A 13,951-nucleotide genomic window follows, 5' to 3' on the forward strand; every position below is an offset into this window, starting at 1 on the left:
TTAAACGGTATCTATAAAACTCTTCTCGGTTTTATTAAAAATAATCAACCCAACTAAAAAAATAACAACACTAATTATTCCGGCATATAAAAAATTATTTAGTGAAAACGCACCAACACCTAAAGTCATATATCTAAACAATTCTATAATAGTGGTCATTGGGTTATATTCTACCAACCATGAATATTCTGGCACTTTTTCTTTAAAGTAAGATAATGGGTACATTACTGCAGAGCCATACATAAGCAACTGTACACCAAAACTTATTAAAAAAGTTAGATCGCGATACTTGGTTGTCATAGATGATAAAATCATCCCGAAACCTAAACCAAATAAGCCCATAAAAATTATTAGAAAAGGTAATAAAACTAAAGCACTTTGAGGTACTGCATTAGCAGCTTGATTTGTAAAAAAAACAAAATAAATATAGAAGCTTATAAATACTAATAGCTGAATTCCGAATTTTAAGAGATTAGAAAACACTACAGATAGTGGTGTGATAACTCTTGGAAAATAAACTTTACCAAAAATGTTTTGATTGGCTTTAAAAGTATCACTCGTTCCTGTTAAACAGGCACTAAAATAATTCCATGACGTAATACCTGCTAAATTAAATAAAAAAGATGGTATGCCAGATCCTGTTGGTATAGAAGCTAAATTATTAAAAATTAAAGTAAATATTACCGAAGTAAATAAAGGCTGAATAAAATACCATAACGGTCCTAAAATAGTTTGCTTATATTGAGTAATGATATCTCGCTTTACAAATAAAAATAGCAAATCGCGATATCTCCAAATTTCTTTAAAATTTAGGTCAATTAATTTCCGTTTTGGAGAAATGGTATATAGCCAATCTTGTACTATTTCGGGTTTATTCACTTTCATTATTTTTAAAATAGTCCCAAGTAAGTTTTAAACCTTCTTTTACAGAAAACTGTGGCTGATAATCTAACATTTCTTTAGCTTTACTAATATCTGCTAAAGAGTCTTTTACATCGCCTGCTCTGGTTGGGCCAAATTTTGCTTTGATATTTTTTTTTGCTGAAACATTTATTATATCCCAAAGTTTATTAACACTTATTCTTTCGCTACATGCTATATTAAAAACTTCATTTTTTGCTTTATCTGAAGCGAAAAAACTTTTAACATTTGCCTGAACAGCATTATCTACATATGTAAAATCTCGAGTTTGTTTACCGTCACCATTAATTGTTGCTGCTTTATTTTTATTTACAGCTTCCATAAATAGCGGAATAACTGCTGCGTAGGCACCATTTGGGCTTTGTTTTGGTCCAAATACATTAAAATAACGCAAGCCCACTACATCTGTATTATATGTTTTTCCAAAAACATCTGCATACAACTCGTTTACATATTTAGTAACTGCATAAGGAGATAAAGGCTTACCAATGGTATCTTCTACTTTTGGTAAAGTTTTACTATCACCATATGTAGAACTTGATGCAGCATAAACCATACGTTTTACTGTTTTACTCTCTTTTAAAGCAACTAACATGTTTAAAAAACCAGACACATTAACATTGTTACTTGTTATAGGATCGTTTATAGAACGTGGTACAGAACCTAATGCTGCTTGGTGACTAACATAATCTATATCTATCATCGCTTGTTTACAAGTCTCTAAATCGCATATATCTCCTTCTATAAATTCAAAATTTGGCAAGTTTAAAAAAGATTCGATATTGGCTTTGTAGCCATTAGATAAATTATCTAAAACACGCACGTGTTTTGCATTATTTTTCAATAAATAGTTAACAATATTAGAGCCTATAAATCCGGCACCTCCAGTAATTAAAAACTGGTATTGAGAGAGGTCTTTTGTATGATATTTATAGTTGCTTTCTAACACTACTTTTTAAATTTAAAAATATTAGTTATTCTGTTTAACAACCCTCTATTTTTCTCTTCATCCTCATGATAACCGTTACCATAGGTACCATACCCATAACCATAACCGTAACCATATCCGTACCCATAACCATATTTTCCTTTTTGGTTATAGAAATTATAGATAAAGCTTATATTACTTAATTCTTTACGTTTAAATTTATCGTTTATAAGACTTAACATACCTTTTTTAGTATAATCTTGTCTTACCACGTATAGTGTTGCATCTACATATTCTACTAATTCTATAGCATCTGCAACTAGCCCAATTGGTGGCGTATCTAAAATAATGTAATCGTATTTTTCTTTTAATTCTGCTATAAATTGATCCATAATATCACCCATTAGTAACTCTGATGGATTTGGCGGTACTGGTCCAGATACAATTAAATCTAAATTCTCGATTTTTGTTTGTTGAGTAATCTCTTCTAAGCTTTTTTGACCAATAAGATAGTTTACTGAACCAATATTATTTTTAATCTCAAAATCATCAAATATTTTTGGCTTTCTTAAATCTAGGCCTACTAAAATTGTTTTCTTTCCGCTTAATGCAAAAACTGTAGCTAAATTAATAGAACAAAATGTTTTACCTTCTCCACTTACCGAAGAGGTTAGCATTATCGTTTTAGAACTTTCATTTGCTTGTTTTTTATACATGTATTGCAAACTAGATCTTAAACCTCTAAATGCTTCTGCAACAGTAGATTTTGGTTTTAAGTGTACAGCTAAGTTATTTACTGTTGTATTTTTACCTATAACACCCAATAATGGAATTTTTGATAATTTTTCTAAACTCTGTGGGTTATGTAATTTATTATCAAAAAAAGTAACTAAAAACGCGACTAATAGTGGGATAATTAAACCTCCTAAAAAAGCAAAAATATAACGCGCACTTAATTTTAAATCTATAGGTATTGCTCCTGTATCTTTTGCAGGATCTACAACCTGAACATCACTTACGCTAGCCGATTTTATAATATCTGCCTCACCCCGCTTAGCTAAAAACATATTATATGTTTGTTCACTTAATGCGTATTGACGTTGTATAGTTAACAATTGCTGTTGGTCTTTTGGAAGTTTTTTTATTTTACTTGTACTCTGTCCTATTTTACCATTTACAAAATTAAGTTCGCGACGTAAACCTGAAGTAGCAGAGCTTATATTCTCTAACAATACAGATTTTAATGCTTCAATTTGATTATCTAAATCTACAAAAACTGAAGCGTCACTTCTTACTGTACTTTCATATTTTGATTTCTGTACAGATAGTGCATTAATTTTTGCTATATTATTTAAAATATTAGTATCATCAATTCCTGCTATAGATGGAGCAGGCAACTCGGTAAAACTATTACTTGTCTCTAAATACGTTTTTAAGCTTCTGTAATAAGCTATTTTTCGGTTAATATTATCGCTTTCAGTTTCTAATTCAGAAAGCTTTTCATTTATTTGAATACTTTCTTCATCTAGATTAAAAATCTTATTTTTTTCGCGGTAATTATTTAAAGAATCGGTTCTAGAAATTAAATTTTCTTTTTCTCGAGCTAATTGTTTATCTATAAATGCAATAGTATTAGTTACAAAAAGATTTTTCTTATCTAATTGGTCTTTTCTTAAAATATCAACTGTTTTATTTAAATAGTCTACAATTTTAGCTGTGTTAACATCCGTCATACTTAAATTAAGTATTGCGGAATTAATAGGATTATCTATTTTAAGTTTATTTTTATAGTTACGAACTACAGCATCAAAATCACTAAATTCAATATAATACTCATCGCCAGCATTAAAATCGCGTTTATCCCTTTTTGTAATCGTTCCTTTTAAAAACGGCAAATTAATTGGCTCACCTAAAGTTGCTGGATATGTTTTAACACCATTAGTAGCACTAATAGTTTCATGTTCTTTAGTATCAAAATTCTGAGTTCTTAAAGTAGGAGATTCAAATTCTGTTTGAATTTCTAATTTATCACCTCCCAAAAAAGTAACTTTTATTGGATGGTTTAATACCTGGTAAGTATTTGGTGTTAAAGAAATTTCAAATGGTGCAGCTTTATAAATATCGTCTTTTCTAAAACGTGATTGCTTTAAATATTTTTTATAAAATGCTAAAGTATCTACAACTTTTTCGTGATGAGATCTAGACTGTAAAGTTGTCATAATTGTTTTTACTTTACCAGAAACGCCTCCCCAATTAAATGTTAAGCTTGTGTTTGATGTAAAAAGTGGATTTTTATCATCTTCAATAGAAATTTGAGTACTTAATCTATAAGATTGTTGTTTTCTAATGTTTTGTTGATATACAATAAAAATACCTAAGCCAATACACAACACAAACCATTTCCAATAACTTAAAGCACGTATTAAAAAAGCCTTTACATCAAAAGGTGATTGTGCTTGGGACTCTAAAAGTTCAAATTCATCATTCATAAAATAATTCCTTTTAAAGGTTTTTAGCTAAAAAATAAGTAGACACTAAAACAGAAAATATTGAAGCTATAGTAGTTAAAGTCTGTGTCGCAGTTTGCCCAGCTCCTAAAGATTTTCTCTTTAATGGTTTTACCAAAATCATATCATTAGATTGTATATAGTAATATGGAGATTGCATTGCTGCCATATCTGTTAAATCTATATGATGAATTTTTTGACCTTGTGGATATTGCCTTACTACTAAAATATCTGTTCTATCTCCTGTATCTTTTATATCTCCTGCGTTTGCTAAAGCTTCAATTATATTAACACGATCTTGATATAAGGTTAAAACTCCTGTGCTTTCTACTTCACCAGAAACAGTATAACGTAATCCTGCAAGTTTTACAGTTATAAAAATTTGAGAAACATCTTTTAAATATTTATCTAATAAAGCTTGTTTTACTTTTGCATTAATTTCATCTGTAGTATAGCCTAGAACATTAATTTTTCCTAAAATAGGAAACTCAATATTACCGTGTAAATCTACCGTAAAGCCATCATAATATAAAGTTTCTTGACCATTCACATTTCCTATTCTTTCGGTAGGATTAAAAATAGCTACTAATTTAGCCAATTCTGAGTCTGTAGATTTAATATTTATGCTAAGAATATCGTTAATTTGAACACGATATGGTTTTCCCATATCTTTTAAATGTAAAGAATCATTAACAATCGTACCTTTATCCTGAAGATAAACCACATCTTTGTTAGTGATACATGAAGAACATAATACACTGAATAGTATAGCAATAGCCACTATAAATTTATTCATTTTTGGGTGCTTTTAATTGACACAAATATAGCTTTTCGTCGTGAATAACAAAACTTTTGTCGGATTTTTTGGTTTTTTATCCGTTCTTTGTAAAAAAATTGACCATTGAACTATTTAACCGTTGAAAATATATCGAAGTCTTATGGAGAGTTAACGCTTTTTAAAGACATTTCTTTTAGTATCCATAAAGACCAAAAAGTAGCATTTGTTGCTAAAAATGGTACAGGTAAAACATCTATTCTAAATATTCTTGAAAAAACCGACGAACCAGATACTGGTAATGTTATTTTTAGAAAAGATATTAAAGTCTCTTTTCTACCTCAAGAACCATATTTAGATTCTAATCTAACTGTTCAAGACACCATTTTTAATAGCGATAATCCTATTTTAGATGTAATTAAAAATTACGAAAAAGCACTTTTAAACCCTGAAGATACAGAAACATATCAAGCTGCTTTCGAGCAAATGGATATTAAAAACGCATGGGATTTTGAAACGCAATACAAACAAATTCTCTTTAAACTAAAACTAGAAAATCTACAACAAAAAGTAAGTAGTATGTCTGGCGGACAAAAAAAACGTCTTTCGCTTGCCAACGCGCTTTTAAGCAAACCAGACCTTTTAATTCTAGATGAGCCTACCAACCATTTAGATTTAGAAATGATAGAATGGCTAGAAGAGTTTTTTGCAAAAGAAAACATCACGCTTTTTATGGTTACACACGACCGTTATTTTTTAGAACGTGTTTGTAACGAAATAATAGAACTTGATCATGGTGAGTTATATTCTTATAAAGGAAACTATTCTTATTATTTAGAAAAAAAAGAAGCTAGAATAGAACAACATAATGTAGAAGTAGGCAAAGCCAAACAACTTTTTAAAAAAGAATTAACCTGGATGCGTCGCCAGCCAAAAGCACGTACTACAAAGTCTAAATCTAGAATAGACGACTTTACCGAAATAAAACATAAAGCTAGCCAACGCAGAAAAGACCATGAAATTCAATTAGAATTAAATATGGAGCGCTTGGGAAGTAAAATTGTAGAGCTAAAAAAAATATCCAAATCTTACAAAGACAAAGTTATTTTAGACAGCTTTAATTATATGTTTCAAAAAGGTGAACGAGTTGGTATTATTGGTAAAAACGGCACAGGTAAATCTACATTTTTAAACATACTTACTCAAACGGCAGAGCCAGATTCTGGAAAAATTATTATTGGTGAAACTGTAAAATTTGGCTACTATACGCAAGGTGGTATTACACCAAAACCGCAACAAAAAGTTATAGATGTTGTAAGAGAATTTGGTGATTATATACCATTAAAAAAAGGGCGCCAAATTAGTGCTCAACAATTATTAGAACGCTTTCTATTCGATAGAAAAAAACAGTATGATTTTGTGGAGAAATTAAGTGGTGGCGAACGTAAACGCTTATACCTCTGTACTGTTTTAATACAAAATCCTAACTTTTTAATTCTGGATGAACCAACTAACGATTTAGATATTGTTACCCTTAACGTATTAGAAAGTTTCTTATTAGACTTTCCTGGTTGTTTACTTGTAGTATCTCACGATCGTTATTTTATGGACAAAATTGTAGATCATCTTTTTGTTTTTCGTGGCGAAGGTATTGTAGAAGATTTTCCTGGTAATTATAGCGATTTTAGAGCATATGAAGACAGCAAACCTGTTGTTTCTGAAACCACAGACGAAGAGAAAAAAGAAAAGAAAAACTGGAAAAAAGACAGTAATGTAAAACTATCTTATAACGAACAAAAAGAATATAAAAACTTAGAGAGCAAAATAAAATCTTTAGAGTTTGATAAAATAGAATTAGAAAAAAAATTCTTAAATCCAGACTTATCTACAGATGAAATTAACGAGCTATCAAACAAACTCCAAGTAATATTAGATAGCATTGAAGAAAAAGAAATGCGCTGGCTAGAACTAGCAGAAAAAATGGAAGAGTAAACCATGCGAAAACTTATTATTGCCTACATAAAATTTTGGCTACGCTCTACAAACCAACACGGCGTACAATCTCCTTTTGTTTATAGCTTAGTAACAAAATGCTTTTACAGTAAAAAAAAACATAATGCCTATAGTAAGTTAAAAAACTATAAAAAAACACTATTACAAAACCAGCAAACTATTGAAGTTACAGATTTAGGTGCAGGATCGCAAACCACAAAAAGCAATACACGTATTATATCTAAAATTGCAAAAAATGTAGGCACAACAAACCATCGTGCCAAATTGTTTTACCGTTTAGTAAACTACTTTCAATTTCAAAATATTTTAGAGTTAGGTACATCTATGGGTATTGCAACACATGCCATGCACCTAGGTAATCCCAATGCACAAATTACCACAATTGAAGGCTGCCCAAACATTTCAGCATTTACAAAACAAAGTTTTAAAAACTTCAATTTAAAAAACATAAAAGTACTTACTGGAGATTTTAAAAAAGTAATTGAACCACTAACAGAAAACAAATACAATTTAATTTATTTTGATGGCAATCACCAAAAAGAAGCCACTTTAAATTATTTTGAAACCTTATTACCAACAGCAACAAACGATTCCGTTTTTATTTTTGACGATATTTATTGGTCAAAACAAATGACCGAAGCTTGGGAAATTATAAAACAACATCCCCAAGTAACCGTTACAATAGACACTTTTTTTTGGGGCATTGTATTTTTTAGAAAAGAACAAGCCAAAGAACACTTTACAATACGTTTGTAAATTTAAATTTTAACTTTGAAAAGAATGAAACTTTCCATAAATTAAAAAACATGAAAGTATATACAAAAACAGGAGATAAAGGCACCACAGCATTATTTGGTGGTACGCGTGTACCAAAACATCACATAAGAATAGACAGTTATGGTACCGTAGACGAATTAAACTCTTACATAGGCCTAATACGTGATCAAGAAATAAATCAGCTTTACAAAAACATTCTTATAACAATACAAAATAAACTTTTTACGGTTGGCGCTATACTAGCAACAGATCCTGATAAAATGGTTTTAAAAAACGGAAAAGAACGTTTAAATATAAATAAAATTACTACTGAAGATATCGAGCTATTAGAGCGTGAAATGGATAATATGAATGAGGAACTACCACAAATGACGCATTTTGTATTACCTGGAGGTCACCAAACAGTGTCATTCTGTCACGTAGCACGTTGTGTTTGCCGTCGAGCGGAAAGACTAGCGTCTGCCTTAAATGATATAGAACCATTTTTACCAGAAGCACTCACCTATTTAAACCGTCTTTCTGACTATCTTTTTGTATTGGCACGAAAGTTGACTCAAGACTTGCAAGCAGATGAGGTAAAATGGATTCCAGAGAAACATTAAAGTTACACAGGAAAACAAACTTTAAAAGCTAATATTAAATAACACTGCAAAATATTTAGGCTCAAATAGTTTCAGTGAAAAATGACGTTCTTTTTTATTACTGAAAAATAATTCACTTTTTTCTTGACTATTTAAACTAAAAATTTATTTTTGCAAAAAATAAAACCATTAAGAAATGTATTGGACATTAGAATTAGCATCTCATTTAAGTGATGCGCCTTGGCCAGCAACTAAAGACGAACTTATCGATTACGCTATTAGAACCGGAGCGCCTTTAGAAGTTACTGAAAATTTACAAGCAATTGAAGATGAAGGAGATTCTTACGATTCTATCGAAGAAATCTGGCCGGACTACCCAACAGACGAAGACTACCTCTGGAATGAGGACGAGTATTAAAATATGATTAGATTAAATCATATTCAATAAAAATTAAAGAAAAAAGTCTCTATTAGAGGCTTTTTTTGTGCTTTAAAATTTAGCTAACCATAGCTAAAAACGTATATTTAAGCCCTTTTTAAAAAAAGGGAAAAATAACAACTGTGTTATTCTTAATTTCAAAAAAGAATTTCACAAATAATAACAAAAACAATGTTTTGTTTTTTCTTAAAAATAAAACAACCAAAATATAAAATATAAAACTATGAGTTTTTTAGATTCCGTACTAAAGCTATTTGTTGGAGATAAATCCAAACAAGATGTAAAAGCTATATTACCTTTAGTAGATAAAATTAAATCCTTTGAAAGTACTTTAGAAGCTTTATCTCACGACGATTTAAGGGCTAAAACAGTAGAATTTAAAGCTATTATTGCCGAAACACGTAAACCTTTTAACGAACGTAAAGAAGCGCTTAGAACAGAAGCTGAAGCTACTGAAGATATAGATAGACGTGAAGACATTTACCAAGAAATTGATAAAATTGAAGACGAATCTTACCTAGCAGTAGAAAAAACATTAAACGATATTTTACCAGAAGCTTTTGCTGTTGTAAAAGAAACCGCAAAACGTTTTACAAACAATAGCGAGATTACAGTTACTGCTAATGCTTTTGATAGAGAAGTTTCTGGAATGGGAGATTATGTAACTTTAGATGGTGATAAAGCAACATGGTCAAACTCTTGGGATGCCGTAGGCAAAGCCATTACTTGGGACATGATCCATTACGACGTGCAACTTATAGGTGGTATTGCTATGCACCAAGGAAAAATTGCAGAAATGCAAACAGGAGAAGGAAAAACATTAGTAGCAACTTTACCAGTATACTTAAATGCTTTAGCACAAAAAGGTGTGCATTTAGTAACCGTAAACGACTACTTAGCAAAACGAGATATGGCATGGATGGCACCAATTTTTCAATTCCATGGCATGACAATAGACTGTATCGATTATCATCGACCAAATAGTGATGGTCGTAGAAAAGCTTATAATGCAGATATTACATATGGTACAAATAACGAATTTGGTTTCGATTACCTACGTGATAACATGGCTAACTCGCCAGACGATTTAGTACAACGCCCACACCACTTTGCTATTGTAGATGAGGTAGATTCTGTATTAGTAGATGATGCTAGAACACCTTTAATTATTTCTGGTCCAATTCCTAAAGGAGACCAACATGAGTTTGATGCTTTAAAACCAAAAGTAGAAGATATTGTTTCAGTACAACGTAAACAATTAACACAAACCTTAGTTGAAGCTAAAAAGTTAATTGCAGAAGGTGATACTAAAGAAGGTGGTTTTCAATTACTACGCGTATACAGAGGTATACCAAAAAACAAAGCCTTAATTAAGTTTTTAAGTGAAGAAGGTGTTAAACAAATTCTTCAAAAAACAGAAAATCAATACATGGCAGATAACAATCGTGAGATGCCAAAAGTTGATGAAGCTTTGTATTATGTTATTGAAGAAAAAAACAATCAAATTGAATTAACCGATAAAGGAGTAGAATACATATCTGGTAAAGACAATCCAGATTTCTTTATCATGCCAGAAATTGGAATTGAGATTGCTAAAATTGAAGCAAAAGGATTATCTACAGAAGAGGAAGCTAACGAGAAAGAAGATCTTTTTAGAGAGTTTGGAATAAAATCTGAACGTATTCATACTTTAAATCAATTATTAAAAGCATATGCTTTATTTGAAAAAGACAACCAATACGTTGTTATGGATAATAAAGTAATGATTGTAGATGAACAAACAGGTCGTATTATGGATGGTCGTCGTTATAGCGATGGTTTACACCAAGCGATTGAAGCAAAAGAAAATGTAAAAATTGAAGATGCTACACAAACATTTGCAACAGTAACACTTCAAAATTACTTTAGAATGTATCGTAAACTGTCTGGTATGACAGGTACTGCGGTAACAGAAGCTGGAGAACTTTGGGAAATCTACAAATTAGATGTTGTAGAAATTCCTACTAACAGACCAATTGCCAGAAAAGATAAAGAAGATTTAGTATATAAAACTAAACGTGAAAAATACAACGCAGTTATTGACGAAGTAACAAGCCTATCTCAAGCAGGAAGACCAGTTTTAATTGGTACAACCAATGTTGAAATTTCAGAGTTGCTTGGTAAAATGCTTAGTATTCGTAAAATTAATCACAACGTATTAAATGCAAAGCAGCACAAAAAAGAAGCAGATATTGTAGCACAAGCAGGAAATGCTGGACAGGTAACTATTGCAACAAACATGGCAGGTCGTGGTACAGATATTAAATTAAGCGACGAAGTAAAAGCTGCAGGTGGTTTAGCTATTGTAGGTACAGAACGTCACGATTCTCGTCGTGTAGATAGACAGCTAAGAGGTCGTGCTGGTCGTCAAGGAGATCCAGGAAGTTCTCAATTTTATGTCTCTCTTGAAGATAATTTAATGCGTCTTTTTGGTAGCGAACGTATTGCTAAAATGATGGATAAAATGGGATTACAAGAAGGTGAAGTAATTCAACATTCTATGATTTCTAAATCTATTGAACGTGCACAGAAAAAAGTTGAAGAAAATAACTTTGGTGTTCGTAAGCGTTTATTAGAATATGATGATGTTATGAACTCGCAACGTGAGGTTGTTTACAAACGTCGTTTTAATGCCTTAAATGGAGAACGTTTACGTGTAGATTTAGCAAACATGATTTTTGACACGTCTGAAGGTATTGCAGAAACTAATAAAGGTGCTAACGATTTTAAAAATTTCGAATTCGAATTAATTCGTTATTTCTCAATGGCATCTCCTGTTACAGAAGACGAGTTTAATAAATTCTCTGCAACAGAATTAGCAAAACGTATTTACAATGCTGCTTTTGAGCATTACAAAACAAAAATGGCTCGTAATGCAGAAGTTGCTTTTCCAGTAATTAAAGATGTTTACGAAACGCAAGGCGATAAATACAAACGTATTGTTGTACCGTTTACAGATGGTACAAAAACGTTACAAGTTGTAACAGACTTAGAACGCGCATACGAGTCTCAAGGAAAAGAATTAGTTACAGATTTCGAAAAAAATATTACACTTGCTATTATTGACGATGCTTGGAAAACACATTTACGTAAAATGGATGAGTTAAAGCAATCTGTACAATTAGCTGTACATGAACAAAAAGATCCATTATTAATTTATAAGTTTGAGGCTTTCGAACTTTTTAAGGTCATGATTGATCAGGTTAATAAAGATGTTATTTCTTTCTTATTTAAAGGCGAATTACCAAGCGAAAATACAAACGCTATTAGTGAAGCTAGAGAAGTAAAAAAGAAAGAAAATTTACAAACACAAAAAGCAGAAATTCCTAATCTAGATGAGCGCTCTGCTCAAAATAGACAAGCAGGAAACACACAACAACAGCAACAAGTAGTAGAAACTATTGTGCGCGACCAACCAAAAATTGGACGTAATGATCGTGTTACTATTAAGCATGTTATGAGTGGTGAAAACAAAACAGTTAAATATAAACAAGCCGAACCTTTAATTGCTAAAGGCGAATGGGTTTTAGTTAACGAATAAAAACTGTATTTCTTTTACGATTACATACTAGATATAAAATCCATATGGATTTAAATAAAAAAGTCCCGAAGTTAATTACTTCGGGATTTTTTATACAGTAGTAATTCAACCTTATTACCAATACAAATTAAATAATATTTTGTAATTTTATTATACAAACAAAAAACATCATGCTTAGAAACATATTAGCAACAATTGTAGGTTTTATAGTTGCCGGAGTAACTGTTCATCTTTTTGAAAGCGTTCTTGGTCACAACCTTTTCCCACTACCCGAAGGTGCAAACCCAAGCGATATGGAATGGATAAAAAATAACATGGCTAGCATACCTGTTGGCGCAAAGATATTTGTTGCTTTAGGACATTTTATGGGTATTGTGGTTGGCATGTTTGTAGCAGGCTTAATTTCTAAAACAAGTATGGTTCCTGCATATATAGTTGCAGGAATAATGATTATAGCAACTGCTTTAGTTACGTTTGGATTACCTAAAGAAACATGGTTTATATTAGCTGAAATTGTAGCTGTTTTTGCTGGCTTTTATTTTGGTAAAACTGCTGCACAGCGTAACGTGTTTAATTAATTAGTTGTAAGAGTTACAACTTGAATTTTAAGAAAAAAGCTAAATTTGTTTATGGTCTGATTTAAACCATTAAAATGATTTGAATATTCATTTAACAAAAAACAACTAACAAATTTCCAAAATTACAATCCTAAAACTATTTCAGGATTAACAGTGTTTTGTTTATAAAATTCCAAATTATTTAGCGAGCAAACACCTGGATAATCACCTGTATTACCTTGTAAATCTATTATTATTTGAAAATGCAAATGTGGCGCATAATCTCCATTAACATTAGCGTCTCCTAATTTTGCTATAACATCACCTTGTCTAACCTTTGCTCCTACTTTTAAACCTATTAAAGATTCGCGAGATAAATGCCCATAAAGTGTATAAAATATAGAACCGTTTAATTCATGTTTCAGAATGATGGTTGGACCATAATCTCCAAAATTGGTATTATCTTTATAGCTATGTATTTCTCCATTAAAAGCAGATAAAACAGGTGTTTCTGCCTCTACCCATAAATCTAAACCTATATGGATATTACGTTCGGTTTCTGGATTTTGATTATTAAAGTAATCGCTGCGGTTATATAGATTACGCTTCTCTAAGTAGCCACCAAAGGCAACTTTTTTATTTTTAAGTCTTAAGTAGTTGGTAATATAAATTTCCCAAGCTGTGGAAGATGAATTATTGAAACTTTGAAGTTCTGTATTCGTTTCAGATAAATCTATTGGAGTATAATTATGTTTAGAAATGGTAGCATCGATAACAAAAATGTCTTGCGAAGCTATCTTTTTAAAGAAGGTTTTAATATTTTCTGAATTCATTTTATTTCCGTGTAAACGGTACTCTAAGTTGAATTCAAAA

Annotated in this window: 11 protein-coding genes; 6 read left to right on the plus strand and 5 right to left on the minus strand. The window is 31.0% G+C overall.

Annotation, left to right across the window (positions count from 1 at the left end):
• From BWR22_RS10575 to BWR22_RS10590, 4 genes are read right to left on the minus strand one after another with little or no spacing between them, the layout of a single operon-like run.
• Positions 1–885, minus strand: a complete 885-nt coding sequence (locus BWR22_RS10575) for an ABC transporter permease (RefSeq protein ID WP_076733644.1) — start codon at positions 883–885, stop codon at positions 1–3.
• Complete coding sequence (locus tag BWR22_RS10580) at positions 872–1,870, minus strand: SDR family oxidoreductase (protein WP_076733645.1); 999 nt, start codon at positions 1,868–1,870, stop codon at positions 872–874. Before BWR22_RS10580 ends, BWR22_RS10575 begins: the two co-directional genes overlap by 14 nt.
• Complete coding sequence (locus BWR22_RS10585) at positions 1,870–4,338, minus strand: exopolysaccharide transport family protein (protein ID WP_076733646.1); 2,469 nt, start codon at positions 4,336–4,338, stop codon at positions 1,870–1,872. The genes BWR22_RS10580 and BWR22_RS10585 overlap by 1 nt, the downstream gene beginning before the upstream one ends.
• 13 nt (positions 4,339–4,351) lie before the next feature.
• Positions 4,352–5,152, minus strand: coding sequence for a polysaccharide biosynthesis/export family protein (locus BWR22_RS10590; RefSeq protein WP_076733647.1), 801 nt, complete (start codon positions 5,150–5,152; stop codon positions 4,352–4,354).
• A gap of 105 nt (positions 5,153–5,257) precedes the next feature.
• Between BWR22_RS10590 and BWR22_RS10595 the strand changes: the two genes are divergently transcribed.
• The 6 genes from BWR22_RS10595 to BWR22_RS10620 all read left to right on the plus strand — a co-directional run bounded on the left by BWR22_RS10595 (position 5,258) and on the right by BWR22_RS10620 (position 13,099).
• Positions 5,258–7,123 carry an ABC-F family ATP-binding cassette domain-containing protein gene (locus BWR22_RS10595; RefSeq protein ID WP_076733648.1) on the plus strand — a complete coding sequence of 622 codons (1,866 nt, stop codon included), beginning with the start codon at positions 5,258–5,260 and terminating at the stop codon, positions 7,121–7,123.
• A gap of 3 nt (positions 7,124–7,126) precedes the next feature.
• Positions 7,127–7,900 carry an O-methyltransferase gene (locus BWR22_RS10600; RefSeq protein ID WP_076733649.1) on the plus strand — a complete coding sequence of 258 codons (774 nt, stop codon included), beginning with the start codon at positions 7,127–7,129 and terminating at the stop codon, positions 7,898–7,900.
• A 50-nt stretch (positions 7,901–7,950) separates the two neighbouring features.
• Positions 7,951–8,523: a cob(I)yrinic acid a,c-diamide adenosyltransferase gene (locus BWR22_RS10605; RefSeq protein ID WP_076733650.1), complete on the plus strand. Its 573-nt coding sequence runs from the start codon at positions 7,951–7,953 to the stop codon at positions 8,521–8,523.
• Positions 8,524–8,698: 175 nt separating this feature from the next.
• Entirely contained in the window at positions 8,699–8,920 is a 222-nt protein-coding gene (locus tag BWR22_RS10610) for a DUF2795 domain-containing protein (RefSeq protein ID WP_034057512.1), read from the plus strand.
• Between the two features lie 244 nt (positions 8,921–9,164).
• On the plus strand, positions 9,165–12,521 hold the full coding sequence (secA, locus tag BWR22_RS10615; RefSeq protein WP_076733651.1) for a preprotein translocase subunit SecA: 3,357 nt from the start codon (positions 9,165–9,167) through the stop codon (positions 12,519–12,521).
• A 170-nt stretch (positions 12,522–12,691) separates the two neighbouring features.
• Positions 12,692–13,099 (plus strand): hypothetical protein, encoded by a 408-nt coding sequence (locus BWR22_RS10620; RefSeq protein WP_076733652.1) that lies wholly within the window; start codon positions 12,692–12,694, stop codon positions 13,097–13,099.
• A gap of 122 nt (positions 13,100–13,221) precedes the next feature.
• Here BWR22_RS10620 and BWR22_RS10625 read toward each other — a convergent pair whose 3' ends face one another.
• Entirely contained in the window at positions 13,222–13,911 is a 690-nt protein-coding gene (locus BWR22_RS10625) for a peptidoglycan DD-metalloendopeptidase family protein (protein ID WP_076733653.1), read from the minus strand.
• Between the last annotated feature and the right edge of the window lie 40 nt (positions 13,912–13,951).

The organism is Lacinutrix venerupis (assembly GCF_001971745.1).
GTDB lineage: Bacteria > Bacteroidota > Bacteroidia > Flavobacteriales > Flavobacteriaceae > Lacinutrix > Lacinutrix venerupis.